Origin of the sequence: Ruania zhangjianzhongii (assembly GCF_008000995.1) — a bacterium.
In the GTDB taxonomy this organism is placed as follows: domain Bacteria; phylum Actinomycetota; class Actinomycetes; order Actinomycetales; family Beutenbergiaceae; genus Ruania; species Ruania zhangjianzhongii.
The window spans coordinates 3,227,198-3,252,030 of record NZ_CP042828.1 but is presented as its reverse complement, the minus strand read 5'-3'; the positions used below and the strand labels follow the sequence as shown (position 1 = coordinate 3,252,030).

The 24,833-nt window shown below is 69.5% G+C and carries 24 protein-coding genes; 13 read left to right on the top strand and 11 right to left on the bottom strand.

The window, feature by feature from the left end; genetic code table 11:
* The first annotated feature begins 31 nt into the window (after window positions 1-31).
* Both FU260_RS15180 and FU260_RS15175 read left to right on the top strand, forming a co-directional pair.
* Window positions 32-559 (top strand): MarR family winged helix-turn-helix transcriptional regulator, encoded by a 528-nt coding sequence (locus FU260_RS15180; RefSeq protein WP_147917826.1) that lies wholly within the window; start codon window positions 32-34, stop codon window positions 557-559.
* The gene (locus FU260_RS15175) at window positions 560-1,426 is read left to right on the top strand and encodes an EamA family transporter (protein WP_147917825.1); all 867 of its coding nucleotides are present in this window, start codon (window positions 560-562) and stop codon (window positions 1,424-1,426) included.
* A gap of 25 nt (window positions 1,427-1,451) precedes the next feature.
* On the opposite strand, the gene FU260_RS23635 is transcribed toward FU260_RS15175, so the two are convergent.
* The 4 genes from FU260_RS23635 to FU260_RS15160 are packed head-to-tail and all read right to left on the bottom strand — an operon-like array spanning window position 1,452 to window position 2,823.
* Window positions 1,452-1,604 carry a hypothetical protein gene (locus FU260_RS23635; RefSeq protein WP_168211787.1) on the bottom strand — a complete coding sequence of 51 codons (153 nt, stop codon included), beginning with the start codon at window positions 1,602-1,604 and terminating at the stop codon, window positions 1,452-1,454.
* Between the two features lie 60 nt (window positions 1,605-1,664).
* The gene (locus FU260_RS15170; protein ID WP_147917824.1) at window positions 1,665-2,213 is read right to left on the bottom strand and encodes a cob(I)yrinic acid a,c-diamide adenosyltransferase; all 549 of its coding nucleotides are present in this window, start codon (window positions 2,211-2,213) and stop codon (window positions 1,665-1,667) included.
* A gap of 45 nt (window positions 2,214-2,258) precedes the next feature.
* Window positions 2,259-2,618 carry a type II toxin-antitoxin system PemK/MazF family toxin gene (locus FU260_RS15165; protein WP_147917823.1) on the bottom strand — a complete coding sequence of 120 codons (360 nt, stop codon included), beginning with the start codon at window positions 2,616-2,618 and terminating at the stop codon, window positions 2,259-2,261.
* On the bottom strand, window positions 2,596-2,823 hold the full coding sequence (locus tag FU260_RS15160) for a ribbon-helix-helix protein (RefSeq protein WP_147917822.1): 228 nt from the start codon (window positions 2,821-2,823) through the stop codon (window positions 2,596-2,598). Before FU260_RS15160 ends, FU260_RS15165 begins: the two co-directional genes overlap by 23 nt.
* A gap of 310 nt (window positions 2,824-3,133) precedes the next feature.
* Here FU260_RS15160 and FU260_RS15155 point away from each other — a divergent pair, with 310 nt between their 5' ends.
* The 4 genes from FU260_RS15155 to FU260_RS15140 are packed head-to-tail and all read left to right on the top strand — an operon-like array spanning window position 3,134 to window position 7,315.
* Window positions 3,134-3,835, top strand: coding sequence for a hypothetical protein (locus tag FU260_RS15155; protein WP_147917821.1), 702 nt, complete (start codon window positions 3,134-3,136; stop codon window positions 3,833-3,835).
* On the top strand, window positions 3,835-4,926 hold the full coding sequence (locus FU260_RS15150; RefSeq protein ID WP_147917820.1) for a CbiQ family ECF transporter T component: 1,092 nt from the start codon (window positions 3,835-3,837) through the stop codon (window positions 4,924-4,926). The genes FU260_RS15155 and FU260_RS15150 overlap by 1 nt, the downstream gene beginning before the upstream one ends.
* On the top strand, window positions 4,923-6,485 hold the full coding sequence (locus tag FU260_RS15145) for an ABC transporter ATP-binding protein (protein ID WP_147917819.1): 1,563 nt from the start codon (window positions 4,923-4,925) through the stop codon (window positions 6,483-6,485). The genes FU260_RS15150 and FU260_RS15145 overlap by 4 nt, the downstream gene beginning before the upstream one ends.
* Window positions 6,482-7,315: an ECF transporter S component gene (locus FU260_RS15140; RefSeq protein WP_147917818.1), complete on the top strand. Its 834-nt coding sequence runs from the start codon at window positions 6,482-6,484 to the stop codon at window positions 7,313-7,315. The genes FU260_RS15145 and FU260_RS15140 overlap by 4 nt, the downstream gene beginning before the upstream one ends.
* A 7-nt stretch (window positions 7,316-7,322) precedes the next feature.
* On the opposite strand, the gene FU260_RS15135 is transcribed toward FU260_RS15140, so the two are convergent.
* On the bottom strand, window positions 7,323-8,438 hold the full coding sequence (locus FU260_RS15135) for a LacI family DNA-binding transcriptional regulator (protein WP_168211786.1): 1,116 nt from the start codon (window positions 8,436-8,438) through the stop codon (window positions 7,323-7,325).
* A gap of 284 nt (window positions 8,439-8,722) precedes the next feature.
* Between FU260_RS15135 and FU260_RS15130 the strand changes: the two genes are divergently transcribed.
* The 5 genes from FU260_RS15130 to FU260_RS15110 are packed head-to-tail and all read left to right on the top strand — an operon-like array spanning window position 8,723 to window position 15,648.
* Window positions 8,723-9,586 (top strand): ABC transporter permease, encoded by an 864-nt coding sequence (locus FU260_RS15130; protein ID WP_147917816.1) that lies wholly within the window; start codon window positions 8,723-8,725, stop codon window positions 9,584-9,586.
* Entirely contained in the window at window positions 9,583-10,503 is a 921-nt protein-coding gene (locus FU260_RS15125; protein ID WP_235912474.1) for a carbohydrate ABC transporter permease, read from the top strand. Before FU260_RS15130 ends, FU260_RS15125 begins: the two co-directional genes overlap by 4 nt.
* A gap of 38 nt (window positions 10,504-10,541) precedes the next feature.
* The gene (locus FU260_RS15120; protein WP_147917815.1) at window positions 10,542-12,155 is read left to right on the top strand and encodes a type 2 periplasmic-binding domain-containing protein; all 1,614 of its coding nucleotides are present in this window, start codon (window positions 10,542-10,544) and stop codon (window positions 12,153-12,155) included.
* Window positions 12,155-14,383: a hypothetical protein gene (locus FU260_RS15115; RefSeq protein ID WP_147917814.1), complete on the top strand. Its 2,229-nt coding sequence runs from the start codon at window positions 12,155-12,157 to the stop codon at window positions 14,381-14,383. Before FU260_RS15120 ends, FU260_RS15115 begins: the two co-directional genes overlap by 1 nt.
* Complete coding sequence (locus tag FU260_RS15110; RefSeq protein WP_147917813.1) at window positions 14,380-15,648, top strand: hypothetical protein; 1,269 nt, start codon at window positions 14,380-14,382, stop codon at window positions 15,646-15,648. Before FU260_RS15115 ends, FU260_RS15110 begins: the two co-directional genes overlap by 4 nt.
* A gap of 9 nt (window positions 15,649-15,657) precedes the next feature.
* Here the strand turns inward: FU260_RS15110 and FU260_RS15105 are convergent, their stop codons facing one another.
* The gene (locus FU260_RS15105) at window positions 15,658-15,828 is read right to left on the bottom strand and encodes a hypothetical protein (RefSeq protein ID WP_235912475.1); all 171 of its coding nucleotides are present in this window, start codon (window positions 15,826-15,828) and stop codon (window positions 15,658-15,660) included.
* A gap of 470 nt (window positions 15,829-16,298) precedes the next feature.
* On the opposite strand from FU260_RS15105, the gene FU260_RS15100 reads away from it, so the two are divergent.
* Both FU260_RS15100 and FU260_RS15095 read left to right on the top strand, forming a co-directional pair.
* On the top strand, window positions 16,299-16,595 hold the full coding sequence (locus FU260_RS15100) for a BrnT family toxin (RefSeq protein ID WP_147917812.1): 297 nt from the start codon (window positions 16,299-16,301) through the stop codon (window positions 16,593-16,595).
* Complete coding sequence (locus FU260_RS15095; protein WP_147917811.1) at window positions 16,595-16,891, top strand: hypothetical protein; 297 nt, start codon at window positions 16,595-16,597, stop codon at window positions 16,889-16,891. The genes FU260_RS15100 and FU260_RS15095 overlap by 1 nt, the downstream gene beginning before the upstream one ends.
* A 25-nt stretch (window positions 16,892-16,916) precedes the next feature.
* Here the strand turns inward: FU260_RS15095 and FU260_RS15090 are convergent, their stop codons facing one another.
* The 5 genes from FU260_RS15090 to FU260_RS15070 are packed head-to-tail and all read right to left on the bottom strand — an operon-like array spanning window position 16,917 to window position 24,830.
* Window positions 16,917-17,789, bottom strand: coding sequence for a carbohydrate ABC transporter permease (locus tag FU260_RS15090; RefSeq protein ID WP_147917810.1), 873 nt, complete (start codon window positions 17,787-17,789; stop codon window positions 16,917-16,919).
* Between the two features lies 1 nt (window position 17,790).
* A complete protein-coding gene (locus FU260_RS15085; RefSeq protein WP_235912476.1) occupies window positions 17,791-18,717 on the bottom strand; it encodes a carbohydrate ABC transporter permease in 927 nt (308 codons plus the stop codon).
* Window positions 18,714-20,033, bottom strand: coding sequence for an ABC transporter substrate-binding protein (locus FU260_RS15080; RefSeq protein ID WP_147917809.1), 1,320 nt, complete (start codon window positions 20,031-20,033; stop codon window positions 18,714-18,716). The genes FU260_RS15085 and FU260_RS15080 overlap by 4 nt, the downstream gene beginning before the upstream one ends.
* Window positions 20,034-20,085: 52 nt before the next feature.
* Entirely contained in the window at window positions 20,086-21,387 is a 1,302-nt protein-coding gene (locus FU260_RS15075) for a cellulase-like family protein (RefSeq protein WP_147917808.1), read from the bottom strand.
* Window positions 21,384-24,830, bottom strand: a complete 3,447-nt coding sequence (locus tag FU260_RS15070; protein ID WP_147917807.1) for a DUF5107 domain-containing protein — start codon at window positions 24,828-24,830, stop codon at window positions 21,384-21,386. Before FU260_RS15070 ends, FU260_RS15075 begins: the two co-directional genes overlap by 4 nt.
* Window positions 24,831-24,833: the final 3 nt, after the last annotated feature.

Below are 24,833 nucleotides of genomic sequence, written 5' to 3'. Positions count from 1 at the left end.
CGATCATGCACGCAGCATGGAACCATGCACCATGCATGACGTAGACCGGATCGCGAACTTGCTCGGCGCGGCGGCTCTCGGACTGACGGATCGGGCGCTCGACGGCGCAGCCCAGGTCCGGCGACTGAGCACCAGCAGCACAGCCGCCCTGATCTCGCTGTATGCCACCCCGGGACTGAGCGTGAGTGAGCTCGGACGGCGGGTGCGGCTGAGCCAGCCGGCGGCGGCGCGGATGGTGGACTCTCTCGAGGCGGACGGCGCGGTTCGGCGGGCGCCTAGCACCGTCAACCGGCGTTGGATGACCGTGCACCTGACCGACCAGGGCTGCGCGCTGGCGCAGGAGCTTCTCGGTGCGCGACGGGTGCCACTGCGGCAAGCAGTCGAGAAGCTGGACCCCGACGACCAGCACGCACTGGCCGGGCTGCTGGAGCGGATACTGTACGAGCTGGAGGAGGGGACAGGACAGGGGCAGCGGATCTGCCGCCTGTGCGACCGGGAGGCGTGCATCCGCACCGCCGCCTGCCCGATCGGTCGGGCTGAGCGAGGGGAGCCGAGGTGAATGGGCGTCCTCCTGGCGCTCGGCTCCGCGCTGAGCTACGGCCTCTCCGATGTGGCCGGCGGCCTCGCCTCCCGGCGCATCTCCTTCGTCCACGCCGCGTTCCTCGGTCAGGCCGGGGGCCTGGTGGCCACTGCCGTCGTGGTACTGATCGCGGCCCCGACGCCGGCCACCAGTGGAGACCTGGCCTGGGGTGCCGCCTCGGGTGTCGGTACCGGCGCGGCCATGACCTTCCTGTTCCGCGGAATCAGCCGGGGTGCGATGTCCCTGGTGGTGCCACTCAGCGCGGTGGGCGGAGTAGCGCTTCCCGTGCTCGTCGGGGCCGCGTTCCTCGGTGAACGACCGACCGGGCTGACCTGGATCGGTGTTCTGATCGCGCTTCCGGCGCTCTGGCTGATGTGCAGGAGCACGGACGGGCCGAGCCACGCTTCGCGTGCCGCGATCATCGACGGCCTGGTGGCTGGCGGCGGAATCGCCCTGCAATACCTCTGCCTTGCCCAGGCGGGGCCGGCCTCAGGCCTGTGGCCGATCCTGAGTGGTCGCGGTGCAGCGCTCGCGGTGATCGTCGTCGCTGCCCTCACCCTGTTCCGCGGGGCCACCGGCCGTGCGGCGCGCCGGGAACTCCGGGCGGCGCCACCCTCCGTGCTCGTGCTGAGCCTCGTCGCGGGCGTGCTGGCCGCAGTGGCGCTGACTGCGTACCTGTTCGCCCTGCGCGGTGAGCTCCTCACCGTCACGGTGGTGCTGTCCTCGCTGTACCCGGTGGTGCCGGTGGTGGTGGGTCTGCTCTTCCTCGGCGAACGGCTCCGTGCCGCGCAGGTGTTCGGACTGGCGGCCGCGTTGCTCGCGACGACGCTGATCGTGCTGGGGTGACCGCGCCGCGCGTCACTTCGTCGAGTCAGCGGTCGATGGCCTCGGCCCAGGCGGAGTCGATCTCGCCCTGTTCCGACGTCTCGTCCGGTTGCAGCGCCAGCGCCAGCGACGCAATCTCGCGCTCGTCTGCATCGAGAGCCTTGCCCGCTTCGATGTATTCCGCCAGCTTCCGGGTCATACAGACAGTCCAGGCGGGTGTCGGGGCTGGGCTGCGCGATCGGGGTCTCGGTCCGAGACGTCAGTCGTGACTGGCCGGTTCCTCCGCGTCCCCGGCGGCCTGCCGGGCGAGCACGAACAACAGGTCGGAGAGCCGGTTCAGATAGCGGGCGACGGCGTCGCTCACCGTGGCGCCGGCATCGCGCGCGGTCAGGGTGGCCCGCTCGGCCCGGCGCGCAACGGTGCGGGCGTGGTCCAGGTGTGCGCTGGCCAGCGTGGCGCCGGGCACGATGAACACCGGCCGGAGCGGGTGGGCGGCCACGCACTCGTCAATGAGTTGCTCCAGGCCGGCGACGTTCTCCTCGGTGAGCAGCGAGGTGCCCGGCTCCAGCCGGTCCCGGTGGTCCGGGTTCACCGACAGGTCCGCACCGAGCACGAACAGCTCGCGCTGCAGGCGCAGCAGCACGCCCGCAAGCTCCGGGTCCGGACCGGCAGCCCGCGCCACGCCGAGGAGCGCCACCAGCTCATCCACGTCCCCGCAGGCAATGACGACCGCATCGGTCTTTGCCACCCGGCCGCCCAGCCAGCGACCAGTGCTGCCGTCATCACCAGTGCCTGTGTAGATCCGCATGGCACCAGCATGGCGCAGTCCAGCGTATGAGTTCGATATCTCCCGTCACGGCAGACCGAGGAAGTCCCGCAACCAGCTGTCCACCTCGCGCATCGTGGCAGCGTCGACGGCGCCGATGTCGCTCACGAAGCGATCCCGGGTCACAGTGCGCGGCTGCTCGGTCATCACGAACGTCGGCGTCGACAGGCCGAGCCGAGGACCACGCAGGAGGATGTGGTTGGGCCAGCCCCGATCGACGGTGGTGGCAGGCAGGACGATCGCGAGCGTGTCTGCCTGCTCGAGGTACAAGTCGCTCGCCACCACCAGTGCTGGTCGACGCCCGGACTGCTCGCGCCCACGCGCGGGATCGAGGACGGCCCAGACAACGTCCCCTCGACGACGTTCAGTCAACGGGTCGGCCGTCATCGAGAGTCACGTCCCAGGACCGGAACTCATCCCAGTACGCCCCCTCGGCGCCGCGGAACGCTCGGCCGAATGCCTCCATCCGCTGACGTCGCTCATGTGCATCGAGCAGGCGCTCGATCAGGCCTGCCGCAGTGACACCGCGCTCTTGTGCGTCCCGGTTGATCCGGTCGCGCAGCTCCTCGCTCACCTTGATGGTCGTAGCCATGACGTAATCATACCTATCAGGCTACGAGTCGGTATACTCGCGGTCGGGTCAGATCGGGATCCACTTGCCGGTGCGGTCTCGCTCACAGCCATCGCGCAGGTGGGACACTAGCGAGACAACTTCACAGGCCCTGGAGCCAGGGGAAGCCGGTGGAAAGTCCGGCGCTGTCCCGCAACCGTGTGCCGGCCCTGTCGGCGAGTCGGAGCACCTGACCAGGGCCACTCCACCCCGTCGCGGACTGCGGGAGTGAGTTCACCCGGCGCCACGCGCCGGGCTGGGCTGCTCGCGCGCGAGCCTGAGGAAGGTTTCGATGATCCAGCCCACCACCCACCGCCGCCCCAGCACGCCTGCGTGGGTGCGCCCTCTCGCGGTCATGGCACTGTTGCCGCTCACGACGGCGATGCTCGCCGTGGCCACGCCGGCCGCCCAGGCGGAGGTCGTCTCCGGCGCTGGCTGCACCGGTGAGGACGGGGTCACCGTGGTGGTCGACTTCACCGACGTCGGTGGCGAGATCGAAGTCGGCTGCGCTGACGGTGACCCGGCCAGCGGCCGCGAGGCGCTCGAAGCCGCCGGGTTCACCCCGGAGGATTCCCAGCCGGGGATGATCTGCACCGTCGACGGCCTGCCCGACCCGTGCCCGGAGGAGTTCGAGGGGTCGTTCTGGTCCTACTGGTACGCCGAGGACGAGACCTGGGCCAGCTACCAGGTCGGCGCCGACGAGGCCGACCCCGCCCCGGGCAGCGTGGAAGGCTGGCGCTACTTCGACGGCAGCGCCGGCCCACAGGTCGACCCGGCCGAGGCACTGGCCGCCGTGCCGGCCGAGGACACTGCTGGCGATGCGGAAGACAGCACCGAGGACGCTACTTCGGACAAGGATGCTGCCGGTGATATGGCCCAGGAGGCTGACGACTTCGACCCCTCGGGCTGGATCGCCGCCGGTGTCCTCGCTCTGGTGCTGATCGCCGGCATCGTGCTGGTGCTGCGCCGCCGATCGGCGCTGCGCGAGGACTGATGACCAGCACCGCCCCCGTGCGTGCCACCCCGGTCGCCGCCACCACCCACCCGCTCGCCTGGTGGGCCTGGGGGATCGGCTGCGCCGTGGCCGCCAGCCGGATCGGCAACCCGGCAGTGCTCGTCCTGCTGCTGCTCGCCGTGGTGCTCGTGGGCCTCGGCGCCCGCACCGCCAGCCCATGGGCACGCACCCTGGAGGCTGCACTGATCCTCGGGGCCGTGGTGATCCTGGTGCGCTGCGTGTTCTATCTGCTCGTCGGGCTGCCGGACTCCAGCCCGGTGCTGCTGCACCTGCCCGAGATCGCACTGCCGGACTGGGTCAACAACCTCGTCCTGCTCGGTCCGGTGCACCAGGCCGGGCTGGTCCAGGCGGCGATCGGCGGGCTGAGCCTCGCGGTGCTGATCGTCATCTTCGGGGCGGTGAACGCCGTCGCCAACCCCCGGATCGCGCTGCGCAGCCTGCCCTCCTCGCTGCACCACCTGGGCACGGCCGCAGTGATCGCCGTGGCGGCCACCCCGCAGCTGTTCACCGCCGCCGCCCGGGTGCGCCGGGCCCAGCGGCTGCGCGGTACACCCCCGCGCGGATTGCGCGGCCTGGCAGCAGTGGTGATCCCGGTACTCGCCGGCGCCCTCGACCAGGCCCTGGACCTGGCCGCCTCGATGGACTCCCGCGGCTATGCCCGCGCCCACCGGGGCGGGCGCCGGCTCGTCGGTGCCGCACTGGTGGTGGCCCTGCTGGCGGCGGTGGCCGGCAGCTACGCTCTGCTCGATCCGACCTCGCCGCCAGCGCTGTCCGCAGGACTCCTGGCCGGTGGGCTGGTGCTTGCCGTCGGCGCCTCGGTGCTCGCCGCCCGATCGGTGCGCCGCACCCGGTACCGGCCGCAGCGCTGGCAGCGACGCGAGACGGCGGTCGCCGGCTGCGGACTCCTCGTCGCCGCGATCGGCTGGTTCACCGTCGGCGCGGACCCGGCCGGGATGGGTGCCTGGCGAGCCGGCGCTCCCTGGCCGGGGGTACCGGCCGTCGCGCTGCTGCTGGTGCTCCTGGCCGCCGCCCCGGTGCTGCTGGCCCCGCCGCGGAAGGAGAGCCGATGATCGACCTCGATCAGCTCAGCGTCCGCTACGGCGCCGAGCCGGTGCTGCACCGGATCGATGCGCACATCCCGGAAGGGGAGATGTGCTTGGTGATCGGGCCGACCGGCAGTGGGAAGTCCACGCTGCTCGGTGCGATCGCGGCCCGGGTGCCGCACCTGAGTGGCGGCACCGTCAGTGGCCGGGTGCAGGTGGGTGGCCGGGATACCAGGCATGCCCGTCCCCGGGATCTGGCCGACCTGGTGGGTGTGGTCGCCCAAGACCCCCGCTCCTCCTTCGTCACCGACACTGTGGAGGACGAACTCGCGTTCACCATGGAACAGCTCGGCGTGCCCGAACCGCTCATGCGCCGCCGCGTGGAGGATGTGCTGGACCTGCTCGACCTGGCCGGGCTGCGCCGCCGCCAGCTCGCGACGCTCTCCGGAGGCGAGGCGCAGCGGGTGGCGATCGGGGCCGTGCTGACCGCCCAGCCTCGGGTACTGGTGCTCGACGAGCCCACCTCCGCCCTGGATCCGGGCGCCGCCGAGGACGTCCTCGCTGCACTCGCCCGGCTCACCCACGATGCCGCCCTGACCGTGGTGCTGGCCGAGCACCGGCTGGAACGGGTGGCCGGCTTCGCGGACCGGGTGCTGGCTCTCGAGCCCGGCGCCGAGGGCGCCACCGCCCGGAGCGGCACCCCGGGGGAGATCCTCGCCACCAGCCTGATCGCACCACCGGTGACCCGGCTCGGCCGGCTCGCCGGCTGGCAGCCGGCCCCGGTGACGGTACGGGACGCACGCCGCCGCGCTGGTGAGCTGCGCACCCGGGTGAGCAGCGCCGTCGTCGGCGAAGAACCGGAACCGGGAGAGGAGGTGCTGCGCGCGGACCACCTGCAGGTGCGCTACGGCAGCACCCCGGCGCTGACCGGGGTGGACCTGAGCCTGCGTGCCGGGACGGTCACCGCCGTGATGGGCCGCAACGGGGCCGGAAAGTCCACGCTGCTGTGGACCCTGGCCGGAGCGCAGCGGCCGGATGCCGGGCGAGTGCACAGCAGGCACCGGGCGGTGTTGGTGCCGCAGTCCCCGGAGGACCTGCTCTACCGGCTCACCGTGGACGCGGAGACCGCCGCCGCTGACGAACTTGCCGAGCCCGGCAGCACGCGGACGGTGCTGGACCAGCTCACTCCCGACATTCCCGGAGACGCGAACCCGCGGGACCTGTCCGAAGGGCAGCGGTTGGCGCTCGCCGTCGCGATCCAGCTGGCGGCCCGGCCCCGGCTGCTGCTGCTGGACGAACCGACCCGAGGCCTGGACTATGCCGCCAAGGAGCACCTCGCCGCGCACCTGGACCGGCTGCGCCGCAGCGGGCACGCCGTCCTCGTGGCCAGCCACGACGTGGAGTTCGTGGCGCTGGTGGCCGACCGGTTGCTCCAGCTGGCCGAGGGGCAGGTGGTGGCCGACGGCCCGGCGCGGACGTTGCTGACCGACTCGATGCTCACCGCTCCCCAGGTGGCCCGGGTGCTCGCCCCGGTACCACTGCTCACCGTGGGCGAGGTACGGGTAGCGTTGGAGCAAGGAGGATGACGGCGGAGCCCGAGTGGGCCGGCGACCTCACCTGGCGGGCAGGTGCGGCGGTACCGCTGGGCCGGCGCCTCGCGGCAGTGCTGGCGGCGGTATCGCTGGTCGGCGTGCTCGCCTTCGGCTGGCCGCTGCTGATCGCGCCCGGATCCGCGCTGAGCCAGTCCACGACGGCGCCACTGATGCTAGCCGTGGTGCTCGCCGTGTCGCTGGTGGTCACCCTGGTGGCCGTCTCCGACGGCGGGATGGACGTGCGCGCCGTGGCGATGCTGGGCGTACTCGCCGCAGTGGGGGCACTGCTGCGCCCGGTGGCGGCCGGCACCGGGGGAGTGGAGTCGGTATTCGTGCTGCTGGTGCTCGGTGGGCGGGTGTTCGGGCCGGGCTTCGGCTTCCTGCTCGGGGTGAGCACGATGTTCGCCTCGGCACTGCTCACCGGCGGGGTGGGACCCTGGTTGCCGTACCAGATGCTCGCCGCCGGCTGGGTGGGCCTGGGCGCCGGGCTGCTGCCGGACCGGCTGGGTCGCCGGGAGCTGCGCGGCATCGGTGAGCTGGTGCTGTTGGCGGCCTACGGCGCGGTCGCGGCAGTGGGCTACGGGCTGGTGATGAACCTGTCCTACTGGCCGTTCCTGGCCGGTGCCGGGACCGGGATCTCGTTCGTGGCCGGTGCGCCGCTGGTGGAGAACGTGCCACGGTTCCTGGCGTACTCGGTGGTGACGTCGCTGCCCTGGGACCTCACTCGGGCGGTGGTCACGGTGATCGGCGTAGCGGTCTTGGGCCATGTGCTGCTGGTGACGTTGCGGCGTGCCGCGAAGCGGGCGGTGTTCGTCGAGGAGTGACAGCGGCCTAGGCCCCGGAGAGCAGCGGGAGGTCCGGCACGTCGGCTGCACGACCGATACTCGACTGCCGGACCATGAGCTGGGGGCGGACGAGCAGCTGTTGTGGCGGTGCCTCGGCCCCTTGCCGGAGTCGGGTCAGCAGGACCTTCATCGCCAGCGTGCCTACGTAGCTCTTCGCCGGCCGCACCGCCGTCAGTGCCGGTTCTCCCATCGAGGCGATCTCGTCGTCGTAGGCGACGATGGCGAGATCCTCGGGAATCCGTATGCCGGCCTCCCCGCATCGCTGCGCGAGCGCCAGGGCATCGGGGTCGGGCTGCACGATGAGGGCGGTCAGTGTGCCGTTGCGGACCCGTTGGACGACATCGGTCACTGCTGACTCGTGCGAGTCCCGGTGGAACATCCCCATCCGGCCCACGAGCTGACGGTCCGGATCCAGCCCATGCCGGCGAAGTGCGGCGTGCCAGCCCACCGCCACCTGAGTGCCGGTGACGTTGTCCGTTCCGAACAGGCCGATCCATCGGTGTCCCTGGGCATGCAGGTGCTCCACTGCGGCGGCGCCGCCACGTACGTGGTCTGAGGCCACCCACTGCAGCTGTTCGATGACCTGGTCGGGAGCCGGTTGGCGCTCGACCAGGACGACCGGGATCGGCAGGGCATCGAGCCAGTGCAGCAGCTCCGGTGACGTCGGCCGCCGCAGCTCCGGGGCAACGATCAGCCCCTGGATCTCGGACCGGGCGACGAGCCCGCCGATCTGTTCACGATCGGCGTTCGGATCGTACTCGGAGCCGCGAAGGATCAGCCGTGCCCCGGCGGCGTCGGCTGCCGCCTTTGCTCCTCGGGCTACCGCGGGGAAGTAGTAGTGCAGGCTGGGCACCACCATGCCGACGACCCAGTGCGGTCCGTCTGAGGTGTGGCGTCCGGAGACCGGCTCCGGCGCCACTGGGGTGGCGCCACCGTGCTCGCGGCTGATCAGACCACGTTGGGTCAGCATGCTGAGGTCGCGGCGCACGGTGGGCTGGGATACCCCGAGCTCAGCCGCGATCTCACTGACGCGGATCGAACCACGGGTGCGCAGCAGGGTGAGCAGACGTTCGCGCCGCTTGGTGGGCAGGTGGTCCGGCATCGTGGCTCCCTCCTCGATTCGACCATCTTGCCAAATGATTGATCGAATCATGCACTCTTCCGAGCGAAAGGTGATTGATTCTGATCGATTACCTTGCTAGACGCCCGCTGCGGTGGATAGACAAGAGCCTGCTCGGTGACAACGACGACACATGCGGAGACTCCTTGCCCACACTGACTGAGACCGGACGTCGTACATCCGTGCCTGGGAAGGCGAACCGACGAAGCGCGCAACCCCGGCCACGCCGACGGCGACGGCCACCAGGCGCGGCTCCCCTGATCCTGATGGCAGTCCCAGGGGTGGTGCTGCTGCTGGCCTTCCAGTACGTGCCGCTGGCCGGCAACATCATCGCGTTCAAGGACTATCTGCCGTTCATCGGCATCGCGGAGAGCGACTGGGTCGGTCTCGAGAACTTCGAGATCATCACCGGGGGAGACCCGCGCTTCGTCAACGCGCTGGGTAACACCATGATCATCACCCTGGTCCAGGTGGTCCTGGTGTTTCCGATACCGATCTGTCTCGCCCTGGCGCTGAACAGCCTGGTGTCGGAGCGGATCAAACGCCTGGTGCAGTCCGTGCTGTACCTCCCGCACTTCCTGTCCTGGGTGATCGTGGTTGCGGTCTTCCAGCAGTTCCTGGGCGGAGCAGGGATGATCAACAACTTCCTGCGCAGCCAGGGGTGGGACACGTTCTCGATCATCGGTGATCCGGATGCCTTCATCCCGCTGATCACCGCCCAAGTGGTCTGGAAGGACTCCGGCTGGGCCACGATCCTGTTCCTGGCAGTCCTGTCGCAGGTCAGCACGGAGCTGTACGAGGCGGCGAGCGTGGACGGGGCCGGTCGCTGGCGGCAGATGTGGCACGTGACCTTGCCGGCACTGCGACCGATCGTGGTGCTGCTGCTCATCCTCAAGCTCGGTGACGCCCTCTCGGTCGGTTTCGAGCAGATCATCCTGCAGCAGCAGGCGGTGGGCCTGCAGGCCTCAGAAGTGCTCGACACCTACGTCTACAACAACGGCATCGTCGACCAGAACTGGAGCGAAGCAGCTGCCGTGGGGTTGGTGAAGGGGGCCGTCGGGGTGGTGCTTGTTCTGGGTGCCAACAAGCTTGCGCACGTCTTCGGAGAGGACGGTCTGTACCGCAGATGAGTACCCACGCCCGCACTCCTGTACGCCGCCGTCGCCGGCCGATGGTCGGCGGCCAGCTGCCCCCGTCGCCCGCGGCTACCGTGGTCAAGGCCGTCGTCTTCTCCGTGGCCTGCGCCCTGGTCATCCTGCCGTTCGTCGGGATCATCTCGACGTCCATGGCTCCACCGGAGCAAGTCTCCCGGGCTGGCGGCCTCGTCCTCTTCCCGGAACGCCTCGACTTCTCCGCCTATGACGCGATCCTCTCCGGCGGTATCGTCACCCGCGCCCTCGGTGTGAGCGTGATCGTCACCGTCTGCGGCACGCTGCTCAGCCTGACCGTGAGCTCGCTGCTCGCGTACACGTTGACCCGCCGTGCCCTGCCATTCCGGCGCGCCTTGACCATGCTCGTCGTGATCAGTCTGTTCTTCAGCCCCGGGTTGCTCCCCACCTACCTGGCGGTGCAGTCGTACGGACTGCTGAACTCGCTAGCCTCGCTGATCGTCCCCACCGCTCTCAGCGCATTCAACGTGATCGTGCTGCGGGCGTTCTTCGGCAGCTTGCCGGACGACATCCTGGACGCGGCAGAGATCGACGGGGCCTCGGAGATCCGGATCCTGACCAGCATCGTGGTGCCGCTGTCCAAGGCGGCACTTGCGGTGATCGGGCTGTTCTACGCCGTCGGCTACTGGAACGCGTTCTTCTCCGCGCTCCTGTATCTCAACGACTCCACGATGTGGCCGTTGCAGCTCGTGCTGCGGACCTACGTCGTCGACGACAACGCCATCACCGGCTACGACCTCGCGGCGGAAGCCATTCCGGCTCAGCCCTCGCTGCAGATGGCGATCCTCGTGGTCTCGGTGGTGCCGATCCTCCTGGTCTACCCGTGGCTGCAGAAGCACTTCGCCAAAGGCGCGCTCACCGGCGCGATCAAGGGCTGACCGTCTATGTACACACCCACAGAAAGGCTGAATCAACGATGACCAGTATCTCCCGCAGAGCCCTGTTCGGCGGCGTCGCCGGAGCCGGCGCGGCCGTCGTGCTCGGAAGCTGCTCCTCTGGCAGCAGCAACGACCCCGGCGCTGACCTCGAGGCGAATTCAGCGGCCCTTCCCACGTACGTTCCCTATGCCGACGTCGAACCCGATCTGCCGGCGGAGCTCGGCCGCACTTCGGGTGCCTTCTTCGCTTATCCGGAGTCTCCGGTCACCTTCAGCACCGAAGCACCCGGGGACGGCGATCCGGTCACGTTCATGGGTCCGACCAGCTTCGGTCTGCCGCCAGCACTCGGGGACAACCCGTTCTGGCAGGAGATGAACGAACGGATCGGTAGCGAGCTACAGATCTCACTGACCCCGGCCGGGGATTACGACGCCAAATTCTCCACCACGATCGCCGGCGACAGCCTCCCGGACGCCTTCTACGTCGGCTCGATGCCGTCGCGGCCGCGGTTCATGACGTCAAAGACCGCGGACCTGACCGAGTTCCTCGCCGGTGACGCCGTCCAGGACTACCCAGGGCTGGCTTCGATCCCGACCGACTCGTGGCAGGAGTGCGTCTTCGAGGGCAGTATCCGAGCGATCCCGCTGAATCGGGGGCTGGTCTCCCTGCCGAGTGTGCTGATGCGCAACGACCTGCTCGATGAGGCCGGCATCGACCGCGGCGAGATCGCCTCCTTCGAGACGCTGCAGGAGATCTCGGCCGAGCTGACCGGAGGCAACCGGTGGGCCTGGGCGGACGCGCCGATCGGCCACCTGCGCCGGATGTGTGACATCCCGATCCGATGGACGCTCGAGGACGGCACGATCGGTACCAACCTGCTCGACGAGCGACAGCTCGAGGCGCTGGAGGCGACTCGGAAGCTGGTCGACGACGGCAGCGTCAATCCCGATGCCGCGGGCACCCCCGCCTCCACCCGCAAACAGTGGTTCGGAGGTGGGCAGATCGTGTTCATGTCCGACTCGTTCATCGCCTGGTTCAGCCTGTACGTCGCCAACGCCGGGGTCGAGGGCCTGGACATCCAGGCCATGTCGATCCCGGGCATGACCGAGGGAGCCGGGACGCAGGACCTTCCCCGTCCGAACGCCGGATTCACCGCTTTCTCCGCCGACGCCGGTGACCGGCTCCCGACGTTGCTTCGGATCGCCGACTGGTTGGCGGCTCCGTTCGGGACGGAGGAGTACCTGTTCAACAAGTACGGGATCGCTGGCCGCAACTACGAGCTGGACGGCTCCGACCCGGTGCCAGGCGACCTCGCCACCGAGGTGAACATCGGGTCGCTGTACTTCAGTGACACCGCTCGCGTCATCTACTCACCGGGTCGGCCGGACACCGTCCAGGACGCCTGGGACCATCAGAGTGCCGTGACCGAGAAGTCGGTGGTGGACCCTACCTATGGGCTGATCTCCGAGACCGCTTCGCGGCAGCTGAACTCGCTTGCCGGTGAGCTGAGCAGCGTCCAGGACGACATCATCTACGGGCGGCGCCCAGTCAGCGACTGGGAGCCGGCTGCACAGGCGTTCCTCGATGGCGGCGGTACCACGATGATTGAGGAGTACCAGGAGTCTTACGACGCGCAGCAGGCTGATCAGTGATGGTGTCGGGCGCCGTCGTCGCGGCGACCGACACGTCCGGGAGCTCTTCGGCAGGCGTCTCACCCGCACAGGTGGGCGACTGGCTCATGCAGTGGTTGCGGTCGGCCGAGCAGGACTGGCACACCCGCAGCGATCCGGACGGACTCGAGCAGGGCTGGTACGGAACCGGCTACACGGCGTGGGGGATGCAGACCACGCTGCAGTACCTCGCCGGTGCTGGCGCCGTCGCAGTGCATGCGCCCGACGAGGCGAGGCGCAGGTGGGCTACTCGTCGCGCCCTCGCCGCCCTGAGGTTTGTGGTCGCCACCCACGAGAGCGGGTTCGCTGCGGCTGAGGACGGCCGCCGTTGGGGACGTTCCTGGATCAGCGTGCTCGGCCTGGAGCGAGCGGGGTGGGTGATCGACGAGCTCGGTCCACAGCTGGAACCCCAGTATCGGAACGGACTGGCCGAGCTGCTCATTGACGAGGCCGACTGGCAGGCCGACCACCATGAGCGCGGCGGTGTGACCGGGATCCGAGGGGGCCGCTGGGAGAAGGACGGTCTCAACCGGCCGGAGTCGAACCTCTGGTGCGGAGCACATCTGTGGCGCACGGCGCAGCGGTACCCGGACCATCCTCGCGCCCCGAAGTGGCGGGAGGTGGCCGTGAACTTCCTCATCAATGCGGTATCGGTACCCAGCGATGCCGACAGCACTGCCGTCGTCGACGGTGTGCCGGTGGCGGCGGCCCATCGGGGCGCGAACTTCTTCGAGTCCTACGCTCTCGACCACCACGGGTACCTGAACGTCGGCTACATGGTGATCTGCGCCAGCAACGCTGCGCTGGCCCTGCTCGACCTCAGGGCCCAGGGCCACCCGATCCCGGAGGCGCTGCTGTGGCACCAGCGGGACCTGTGGCAGCGGATTCGACCCCTGATCGGACCGGACGGGCGGCTCGTACGTATCGGTGGCGACGCTCGCGTCCGGTACGCCTACTGCCAGGAGTACCTGCTTCCGGCACTTCTGCTGGCCGAGCGCGAGTTCGGCGACGCGGGCGCGGCAGGGCTCGCCGATCGTTACCTCCGCATGGTGGGGCGTGAACGTGCCGAGACTCCCGATGGTCTCCTCTACGGTCGTCGTCTGCGGGCGCTCGGCTCCGACCAGCCCTACTATCGTGCTCGCCTGGAGACCGACCGGGCGTGCGCGCTGGGCATCTGGTGGCACCACAGCGTGCTCGGTAGCGCTGCCGAGCACAGTAACGCCGCGGGGCGCAGTAACGGCGCCGCAGTCGCGGAGAGCTCCGAGACCGAGGCCGTCCAACTCCGCTCCGCCGGTGGACGGCCCGAGGAGGAGCCCGGCGCCTGGAGCGACGCCGAGCACGGGTTCGCCTGCCTCCGGGGCGCCCGGCGGACTGCGTCGGTCTCCTGGCGTGCGGCCAGTCGGACCCAGGCGCTCGCGTTCCCGACCGAACGGCCGGACATGGCCGAGTGGGCGCTCAACCTCTGCCCGGTGCTGCGGTTCGAGGGCGACGGTCGAGCCCCGAGCCCCACCGAGTCCCCCCATGCGCAACGGCGGGTCGCCGGCTACACGCTGGAGGAGTTCACCGGCGGTTTCGTCAGTGCGGCCAGGGTCGAAGAGGGTGTGTCCCTGGCGGTCGCCGAAGGCTGGCGCGGTACCGGCCCGGTCGCCGACAGCTGGATCGTCGTGGCCGCCCTGCCCGACGACGCGACAGTGGTCGGTCTGCACGTGTCCAGAGCGCGGGACCTGCGCCCCCCGTTGCTGAGCGCCCACGGCCTCAACTTGCTGATCCCGAACGATGTGCACAACGATCACCGGCGTTCGATCGTGCCGCTGGCCGAGAATGCCCTATGCGTGGACGATGTGCTCGACGTGGTTGCCGATGCGCCGTTAGGGGTGACCTCCCATCCGGTGACGGACCACTCGGGGCTGCGCAGCATCGCCGTCGAGCAGATCAGCGCCGGGGCACGGCGCGGACGATACTGGGTGGGCGCCGGCGAGCCGATCCTGACCAGCGCCTGGGTGGTCCGGGTACGTGACGCAGCAGACCCGGTACCCCGGCTCTCCGCGGAGAGCAGTCAGAGCCGGTATCGGGTCGAGGTGTCTACTCCGGCGGGCCGATGGCGACTTCAGCTCGACCTGGACGGAGCCGACCGATCGATCTGGGGAGATGCGGTGGGTGAGGTCACCCTCAGCGCCCTGTCCACGACTACCGAGGAGAAGCACCGATGACGACACACCAGGGCCGCCTTCGAGCGGTGCGTTCGATCATGGCGACCGGCCTCGTGGCGACGGTACTTGCCGCCGGCGGGAGCGCCGCAGCTGCCGGCGAACCCCCGGCCGAGCCGGGAGAGCAGGCTCACAGCGACCGCTGGGCGGTGAGCGCATCCGAGCCGCTACAGGTCGGCTTCAACGGGCGCAGTGAACAGATCGAGATGATCGATCACTTCTACGCGCCTGATCCGGACCACGGCCCCCGGCTCTGCCAGTACTACACCGGCTGGGACACGGCGGTGCACACCGAGGGTGAACCCGATCACCCCAGTGGCCTTGCCGCCAACATCGCGTGGCTGGAGACAGCCCAGGCCAGCGGCTGTGACGAAGTGCTGATCTCCTTCAAGGCGCTCTCCTCGGCAGACCCCGATGACGAGTTCGACCCGGATCCGCCCACGGTCACCGAGTACCAGGCGGCGTTCACCGACTACGTGGACACCGACTGGGCGGCCCTGGCCGGCTACACCGGTGACCTCGCCTTCGCAGCGTGGAACGAGCCCAACCTCAATGCGACGTCCGGAAACGGCTACCCAGCACCCGCTCCCGGTGCGGACTCGGTGATCGGTCCTCGGCTCGCGGCGCAGTACTACCTGGCGGCTACCAGCGTGTGCGCCTCGCGTGGGTGCACCGTGGCGGCGGTCAACTTCGGCTCGAACGGGGGTCATTGGGTCGATTACCAGACCAACTGCACGATGGCCGCTGTTCCTCGGCAGGAGCACTGTGACGAACCGAGCGAACACAATACGACCGGCCTGCCGCCGTCCTACCTGGACGAGTACCGCAACGAGATCGCGAACGCCGCCCCTGACTTCGGGCTGCCGGCGGGCTTCCGGCCCGAGGTCGTGGCCTACCACGGATGGTCGGACACGAACGCCTACCTCACCGGAGTGCGAACCTGCACCGGCTATGACGACTGCCTGCTCGACCGCGTGCTCTATGCGTTCCGCGGCAGCTGGGGTGGTGCCGAGATCTGGAACACCGAAGATGGCGTCGGGCAGCCAGGATTCTTCACCCACGAGGAGATCACCGATGACGTCCAGGTCGAGGCGATGGAGTATCTGCTCGGCCTGGCCGAATCGACGCCCCGCTACACGCGGCTGTACTACACGCACCTGATCGGCTCCCCGTCCCGCCTGCTGCTCACTGACGGCGACCAGCCCCAGGTGCGGCCGGCGATGGGCCTGCTGCAGGCCGCTGCGGCAGCGGAGAGTGTGGATGACTGAGGCACTGCCCTACTTGTTCGTGCCCACCAGCAGTCCGGAGACGAACTGCTTCTGGAAGATGAAGAACACGATCGCCGTCGGGATGGCCGCGATGATCGATCCGGCCGCCACTACGTTCCACTGGCTGACGAACCCGCCCTGCAGGTTCCGTACTCCGGTGATCCGTCTACATGCAGGCACAGGCGACCATGTGCCTCACCAGTGCGCTCGCACATCATGATCTGACGGACATGATTCCGTTCACCACCGACATCGCCTGACCGCGCATTCGCCACCCGTCAGGCTTTCAGCACGCGGCCTGGCACAGTTTCGATCGCGCGACGCTCGCGATCGGTAGGGAACGCGTGCAGGTGGGCGGTGGACTTGAACTCCTCGTCTACTCCGCCCAGCGAACCGTCATCGACTGCTTCCGGTTGATGCACCAAGAAGGCAGCGACGTCGCATACACCGCGCTCCGTAGTTGGCTCCGAGTGCGGGGCAACAGCCCGCCGAGATCATGCGGATGGCTAGTGCGTTCCCCAAGGCTCGCCCGCCGCTCAGCCTGGCGCTGGAGACGCTGCTGTGACGCCGCGAAGCGGGCAATGTTCGTCGAGTCGGAACAACAGGATGCCCCTGATGACAATAGGCACACAGTCGGGTAGGCTCAAGGGGTGAAACCGTATCGGTGGAACCCGGAGAAGAACCGCCTCCTGGCCGCCGAAAGAGGCATTACCTTCGAGCGGATCGTGGTGGCAATCGGAGACCAGGGACTGCTCGATGTGTACGAACATCCCAATCGCGCGCACTACCCGAACCAACGCGTCCTGGTGGTGGCGTGCGACGGGTATGCCTACCTGGTGCCTTATGTGGAGGACGAGAACCATCTCTTCCTGAAGACGGTGATACCGAGCCGGAAGGCGACTCGGGACTATCTGAGCCGAGGGGTCGACGAGGAAGGAAACGACTGATGTCTACGGTCGACGACGAAGAGGCGGAGCTGCTTGCCGCTTACGAACGCGGTGAGCTAACTTCGGTTGCGACGAAAGACGAGCTTTCTCGGCTGCGCGCCGCCGCGCGTGCGACTGGAACGAAGGATCGACGGGTCAATCTTCGCCTGTCCTCCGCTGAGCTGAGTGATATCCAGACGCGGGCACTTCAGGAAGGTATTCCGTACCAAACGCTGATAGCCAGCGTGGTGCACAAGTATGTGACGGGTCGACTGGTGGATCGCGGCGAGAGCGACCACGAAGAGCGCAGCGCCTGAGTGATCTCGCGTCTGCTGACCGGAGCTACTTGTTCGTACCCACTAGCAGCCCGGAGACGAACTGCTTCTGGAAGATGAAGAACACGATCGCCGTCGGGATGGCTGCGATGATCGACCCGGCCGCCACCACGTTCCACTGGCTGACGAACCCGCCCTGCAGGTTCAGCAGCGCGGCGGTGATCGGGAACTTCGTCTCGGTGCGCAGCACGGTCATTGCGAAGATCAGGTCGTTGAAGATCCAGGTGGTGGCCAGCGCGGTGAGCGCCGCCAGCGCCGGGCGGGTCAGCGGCAGCACCACCTGGGCGTAGATGCGCGCCGGGCCGGCGCCGTCGATCACGGCTGCCTCGAACACCTCGTTCGGCAGGGCGCGCATGAACCCGTGCAACACGAACGTGTAGAAGCCCAGCCCGAAGCCGACCTGCACCACGATCAGCGCCACCAGGGAGTCGTAGATGCCCAGCGCCTGGGCGATCTTCGCGATCGGGATGAGCAGGATCTGCGGTGGCAGCAGGTTCCCGGCCAGCATCACTAGCAGGATCGCCAGTCGGCCCGGGATCCGGTACCGGCTGAGCGCGAACGCAGCGAGCGAGGCCAGGAACAACGACAGCACCACTGCCACGGCGGTGACGATCAGGGAGTTACGCAGCGCGCCGCCGATGCCGCCGGAGGACAAGGCGGTGGTGAAGCCCTCCAGGCTCAGTTCGACCGGCAACGCGGTCAGCCCGCGGGCGATCAGGTCCTCGAACGGCCGCAGCGAGACGATCAGCACGAACACCATCGGTGCCACCCAGGCCAGGGTGAACGGGATCATCAGGACGTGGAACCACGGGGACCGTCCGCCGGACGTGGACGAGCGGCGGCGGGGGCGTTCCGTCTCGGTCAGCGGTGTGGCAGCCATCTCAGTTCTCCTCCCGTGCCGAGCGCACCAGGTAGGTGATGATGAACAGGATCGCGAGCAGGAAGATCACCACGGCGATCGCCGAGCCGTAGCCGAGGTTCACCAGCGTGAAACCCTGCTCGAACATGTAGGTGGACAGCAGCTGGGTGGAGTTGTACGGGCCACCGCGGGTCATTGCCCAGACGATGTCGAAGGTGCGCAGCGAGTCGATCACGGTCACCGCGAACACCACCGCGTTCACCCCGCGCAGCTGCGGGAAGACGATCCTGGTGAACCGCTGCCACCGGTTCGCCCCGTCCACGGCGGCTGCCTCCTCCAGGGACGGGTCGACCCCTTTCAGCCCGGCCAGGTAGAGCACCATGATGTAGCCGACCTGGCGCCACACCGCTGCCACCAGCACTGCGTACAACGCGACGTCCGGGTCCGCCAGCCACTGCCGCTGCCAGCTGTCCAGGCCGAGCAGGCCGAGAGAGGCGTTCACCGGACCGTCCGGGGAGTAGAGGACGCGCCAGAACATGCCGGTCACGGTCAGGGAGAACACCATCGGCAAGTAGATCGCCGCTCGGTACAGGCCGATACCGCGCCCTGGCCGGTTCAGCAGCACTGCCATGACCAGCCCGATGATCACGCTCAGCCCACCGAACCCGATCACCCAGATCACGTTGTTGGTCGCCGCGGTCCGGAAGATCGGGTCGGCAGCCAGATCGGAGTAGTTCTGCAGGCCGACCGGTTCGGCGGCCCCGATCCCGTTCCACCGGGTCAGGGACAGGGAGAAGGAGTTCATCGCGGGCCAGAACACCCAGAACGCCTCCACCACCACCGGCAGCAGCAGGAACAGCCACACCACCACCGGCACCCGGCGCACGCCGGCCCACCAGCGGGCCGCCGGGCCGCGCTGGGCTGGTACCGCCGGGGCGGCGGTGGTCACTGCTCGGAGTCCCAGACCCGCTCGGCGGCCGCCTGCCAGCCCTCCTGGATGGCCGGGATGTCGGACGGGTCGGCGAGGAACCGGGTGAGGGCATCGTCTGCGGTGGTCTGCAGCGCATCGGAGGAGTCCCGGTTGAAGAACTGGGTGATCTCCTCGGTGTTGTTCAGCAGCTCGATGCCCTTCTGCACCAGCGGGGAGAACGCGGAGGTGTCCACGTCCGGGCTGGTGGGCAGGTTGGAGGACTGGGACACCTCGATGAACGTCTGCTGCGCCTCGGGCGAGGCCAGGTAGCTCAGCAGCGCCTTCGCCCCGGCGGGGTTCTGCGACCCGGAGGAGGCGAAGTAGCCGTCCGTGGGCGCCTCCTCCGCAGTGGGTACATCGGGGTTGATCGCCGGCACGGAGAAGAAGTCCAGATCCTCGCGCTGGTCCTCCGGGAAGAACTGCGTCACGAACGCCCCGACCAGGTACATGGCGGACTCGTTCTGTGCCATCGGGGTGACCGCCTCCTGGTGGGAGTAGCTCGCCATGTTCGGGTCGAAGTAAGGAATCAGCGTGGCGTACTCCTCCAGCACAGCGGTGACCTGCTCGTCGGTGAACGCATGCTCTCCGGAGAGCAGCTCCCGGTGGTACGCGGCGCCGTTGATCCGCAGGTTCAGATAGTCGAACCAGCCGGAGGCCATCCACGGCGTGGAGCCGATACCGTTCGCCAGCGGGTTCACGCCCTGGCCCTTGAGATCCTCGCACAGGGCGAGGAAGTCCTCCCAGGTCTCCGGGGCACTCACCCCCCAGTCCTCGAACGCGGACTTCTTGTAGAACACCGACCACCAGTAGTAGTTCGTCGGCACGAAGATCTGTGTGCCGTCCTCGGCGCTGGAGAGGTTCTTCAGCGCGTCGGAGAAGTTCGCGCACGCGCCGTCGCCGGTCCACAGGTCGGAGACGTCCATCAGCAAGCCCTCGGCGGCATAGTCCCGGGCGACCGCGCCGGCGTACCAGGAGAGCACGTCCGGCGGGGTCGCGGAGGTGAGGTAGGTGGACAGCTGGGCGCGGAACTGCTCCAGCGCCACCGTGTTCAGGGTGACGTCGCCGTCGTAGTCGGCAACGATCTGCTCCACGGCCTCCTTCGGGGCCGGGTCGGACTGGGAGTTCTGCAGCGTGACCGGGCCCTCCGGGTCACCGGTGGGTGGTGGCTCGGTGCTGGCCTCGGTGGTGGCGTCCTCGGATCCACCGGCACCGACGCAACTGGTCAGGAGACCCGCGGCACCCAGGCCGGCGGCACCGGTAAGCAGGGAACGGCGGGAAAGCTGGTAAGTGGACATCTGATCCTCCTTGCGCCGACGCTGGCGCTGATCGATGGCCGGAGCCGGATGCTCAGGCCGGTGGTGCTGCTGCTGTCCGTCGGGTGAACAGGTCGTTGCACTCGACCTGTAGAGCCACATCGGCCCACATCGGGTGTTGCGGTGCGGCGTTGGAGCACACGATCGTGCCCCAGGCGCCGACACGCGCGGACTCGGCCACGGCTCGGCGGCAGATCTGTGCCCCGACCGGGCCTTCTTCGAAGGTGCCGTGCAGCGGGGTGTAGCCCACCCAGCCCTCGCCGAAGGCCAGCGGCACGCCGCGGTCGCGGGCGACGTCGGCGGCGACCTCCAGCCACAGGGTCAGCGTGGTGGCCATCTCCTCCCGCCAGCTGCCGTAGTGCTCGTACAGCCATCGGTCGAATGCGGCCGGGTCGCACCAGTCGTGCACGTACATCTCCGGTTTCGCGATGATCGAGGCTTCCAGCCGCCAGGCGTGCTCGGCCGGCAGCGCCCAGTCGGCCAGGTCCGGTGCCCCGGCGCGCAGCAGGTCCGCCCGGGCGGCTTCCTGGGCGAAGTCCTCGGGCGACCCGCGCAGCCCGTAGGTGTCGATCAGCGCCTGCAGCACCCCGTAGATGTAGGGGTGGAAGATCAGCACGTCCACGCTTTCTGGGATCGCGCTCATCGCCGCGACCGGCACCTCGGCGTAGTTCACCGTGACCGGCATCTGCGGGCACAGCCGGTGGAACTCGGCCAGCCCCCGCTCCAGCCGGTCGGTGAGCAGTGGCACCGCGCCGGCTCCGCGAGCCCCGAGACCAGCGGTCAGGTGCCCGATCTGCACCTCGTTGTGCAGCTCCACGAACGCCACCCGGTCGTCCAGGTGATGCTCGGCCAGGAAGTCCACCAGGCGGGCCAGCGATCGGGCCAGCTCCACCGCCCGGTCCTGCGCCTCGACCGCGTGCAGCGCCCGGTACCAGTCGTCGGTGGCGGCGAACGCCGGGCTCTGCTGGTACTCCCAGGAGGAGACGATCACGAACATGTCCTGCCGCGCCGCCGCCCGGAACAGCTCCAGCAGGTGCGCGCGAGCATCGATCGTGGCGGGGGCCTGCACGTCGTACCAGCGCATCCGCTGCCCCACCTCTCCACCCATCGGACCGAGCTCCAGTGCGGAGGTGTCCAGCCCGGAGCCGAACAGCAGGTACGGCATCGCGCAGATCCGGATCGTGTTGTAGCCGCGCTCCTTGGCCTGGGCGAAGGCGGCGTCCAGGTCCTCGAACGGTTCACCCGCCCCGGTGCGCACGTACCAGGAGAAGTCCCACAGGGTGATGGTCAGCTTCTCCGGCAGGTGGTCGGGAATGGGGACCGGGGTGTAGGTCATCGCTTCTCCTCCAGCTCGGCGAGCAGGTCATGGGCATCGGCATGGTCGGGCACCGCGGCGAGCAGCTCGGCCAACCGGGTCCGAGCCGCGGACGCATCCCCGCGAAGGGTGTCCAGCTGGGCGCGCAGGAACAGCACCTGCTGGTCCCGCACCTGCCTCAGGTCCGGCGGGAACAGCAGTAGCTGCGGCAGCGAGGTGGCGAAGTAGTCGATCCGCGGCTCGGTACCGACCAGCTCGGTCACGAACGCCTCAAGGTCCACCCGCAGCGCCTCGGCGCGGTCGATGGCCCCGAGGCGGCGCAGCGCGAGCACGCTGAAGTAGGTGTTCTCGCTGTGCCGGGCGGCGCTCATCGTTCGGAAGTCACCCACCCGCTCGGCGGCATCGCGCCAGGCCAGCTCCGCCTGCGCAGCTGCGCCGGCCAGGGAATGGGCGTCCCCGAGCAACAGCTGCAACCGGGCGGTGGAGGCGAGCGGATGTCTGGCCTCCCCGAGCGAGGCAGGGGGGTGGATCGCCTGGGTGAGCTGCGCCGTCGCCGTGGCTGCATCCCCGGCGGCCCGAGCGCGGCGGGCCAGGGCCACACACGTGCGCTCCCAGGTGCGCAGCACCTCACCCTCGCCACCCTCCCAGGGCTGGAACACGCGAGTGCGGATCCGCTGCTGGGCACGCTCCGGCTCACCGGCGCTGACCAGCAGCCCCACCTCGGTGACCGTCAGGTCGTCCCGCTCGGCCACCCGGTCCCCGGCCTGGTGCAACGCAGCCAACCGGTCGGTCAGGCTGACCCCGCGGCGCCGGTCCAGCTGGTCGGACTCGAACCGCAGCCGCGCATTCTGGCGATCCAGAGCCAGGGCGCGGTCGTAGTGCCGGCGGGCGAGCTCCAGGTCACCGGTCACGTTCACTGCCGCCAGGCCCAGGTTCCGGCTCACGACGGCGTCGCTCCCGTGGGCGTCCGCCGCTCGCCAGGCGTCGATCGCCTCGTTCTCCCGGCCGACGGCGTAGCGCCAGTGCCCCAGCAGCGCCCAGGCGAGGCTGTGGTCGCCGTGGCGGGCCACCGTGCGCTCCAGCATGGCGGCGTCGCTGGCTCGGCCGGGGAAGCACCAGCGGGGGTCCGCGGCCTGCGCGGCGGCCAGGGCGCGCTGCTCGGCGTCGGCGTCCCCGGACCGGGCGAGCAGGTCCGCCCGGTGCAACGCGATCAACGGGCCGGCGGCGCTCTGCCCGCGGGCGAGGCGGGTTTCCTGCTCGTCCGCGCGGTCGAGCACCGCCAGTGCCGCTGTGAGGTCACCGATGGCGGCGTACTCGCCTGCCACGTCCAGGCAGGTCTGCGCATCGCAGTCGAGCTGCTCACCGGCGGCATGCCGAGTCCACCAGTGCAGCGGGTCGAGAGCCGACGTGCGCTGCAGCAGCTCGGTGGCCGTTTCGCCCTGGCCGAGCCGGCGCTCGACCAGGGCGGCCAGGGTCAGAGCCTGCAGATGCTCCGGTTCGGTGCGCAGTACATCCACCAGCCGGTGCCGGGCGGCCAGGTCCCGCCCGGCAGCAGCATCCAGCCGGGCCATCTGATAACCCGCGGGGGCCCGCCAGCGCCGGTCCCAGGAGGCGCGGCCGAGCAGGTCGTGGGCCGCGGACCGGTCACCGATCGCGGTCAGGGCCAGGGCGAGGTGGTAGTGCGCGGTCATATCCGCCGGGGTGGGGTGATAGGCAGTGGCGGCAGCGACGGCACGGCCGAGGTGCTCGGCGGCCTCATCCGGCCGGCCCTGCCGCAGCCGGCGGATGCCGACCGCGGTGTGCGCCCCCGAGTTCTCCGGGTCCCGGCGCAGCGCTTCAGCCCAGTACGGCTCCGGGGAGCGGGTGGCGTGCCGGTACTGCACCAGGTGTCCGGCGATGTCCACCAGCTCGGCGACCGTGTTCACCTCGGCCGGCGGCGCAGGCTCGCGGGCCGGCTGCAGCTCGGCGGCCGGGGCGGGCTCGTTCGCAGCGGACAGGTGGCTGACCAGCAGCGTCCGGCCGGCGCTGCGCACCTCGATCCTCAGGTCCCGGAGGCCGGCAGGGAGGTCGGCGTCCCAACGGACCGGTTGGTCCGGAGCGGCCGGTCCGGACCAGGCGGCGAGCACCTCCTCCTGCCCAGGCGAGCGGAGCGCACCGGAACGCTGCAGACCCGGCTGAGCTGCGCCGTCGGGCAGGACGAGCACCTCGAGGTCCTCGTGCCGGCGCGTGGTGACCAGCCCGAGGTGCAGACCGGTGGCGGTGCGATTGACGGCCAGGGCCGCCTCCTCGGTGGCCTCCTGGACCGGTCCGATGCTCCGGATCGGGAACCAGCGCTGGCTGAACACCTTCGTCTCCCCGGGGGCGAGGAAGGCGAAATCCGGCTGGTTGTCGGTGTAGACACCGGCCATCAGCTCCACATAGGCGGAGGCATCGTCGGCCAGGTTCGCCTCCCAGGCGCGGCCGAAAGCCGAGTTCCCCCAGGTCCACAGCTTCTTGCCGACCGAGATCCGCCGGTCGGCCACGTGCACGAACCCCACGCCGGTGCGGTGGTCGTAGCCGCCGAAGAAGTCGTGGTCGGTGTGGGTGACCATGTACGAGGTGGGCACGATGATGTTCTCCCACCAGTCCAGCCGGTCCCCGGTGACCTGCTCCCCGGCCGCCGAGGTGAACGTGCGGGCCCGGCGGGCCGGGTAGTCCACGTCGTAGTAGGGCCGGTCGGCCACCGGGTAGGCGCAGACCGCGCGCTTCGCATGGTCGGCGATCATCGCGGTGTCCTCGGGGAAGAACGCCTGGTAGTCGGTGTGCACCCGGGCCGCCACGTTCGCCCACCACAGGAACGTCTGGGTCAGCGGGGTGCGGTTGTACAGCCGGACCCGCAGCTCCAGAGCCGCCGATCCCGGGGCCAGGTGGACCCCGTGCATGCCCTTCATCCGTTCGAACGGGTCGTGGTCGGAGCACCACACCGTGACCGCCCCGTCGTCGTGGGTCTCGATGTGGGCGTCGGTGGGCAGGAACGTGGCCGGGCGGTGGTGCTGCGGCCAGTTCATCTCGATCCCGCCGGCCAGCCAGGGCCCGGCCAGGCCCACCAGGGCGGGTTTGATCACCGGGTTGCCGTAGAACAGGTCGGTGCCGGAGGCGCGGTCGATCACCGAGTGGATCCGCCCGCCCAGCTCGGGCAGCACCACCACCCGCAGCCACTCGTTCTCCAGGTGGACCGCGTCCCAGGGGTGCGGTGTGGGGTGGGCGGCGATCCGCTCATGGAACGGCAGCGGGTAGATCCGCCCGGACGAGCCCTGGTAGACGCGCTGATCCAGGTAGGCCGGGAGGGTGGACGGGTCCTCGGGCAGGTAGCTCGGCAGGATAAGCCGCCCGCGCCAGACGGCGACCGCCTGCTCGGCCTGGTCGGCGGGCCGGGGCGGCAGCGTGACCGGGTCGAGGTGTCCGCGCGACTCGTCGGTGAGCATGGC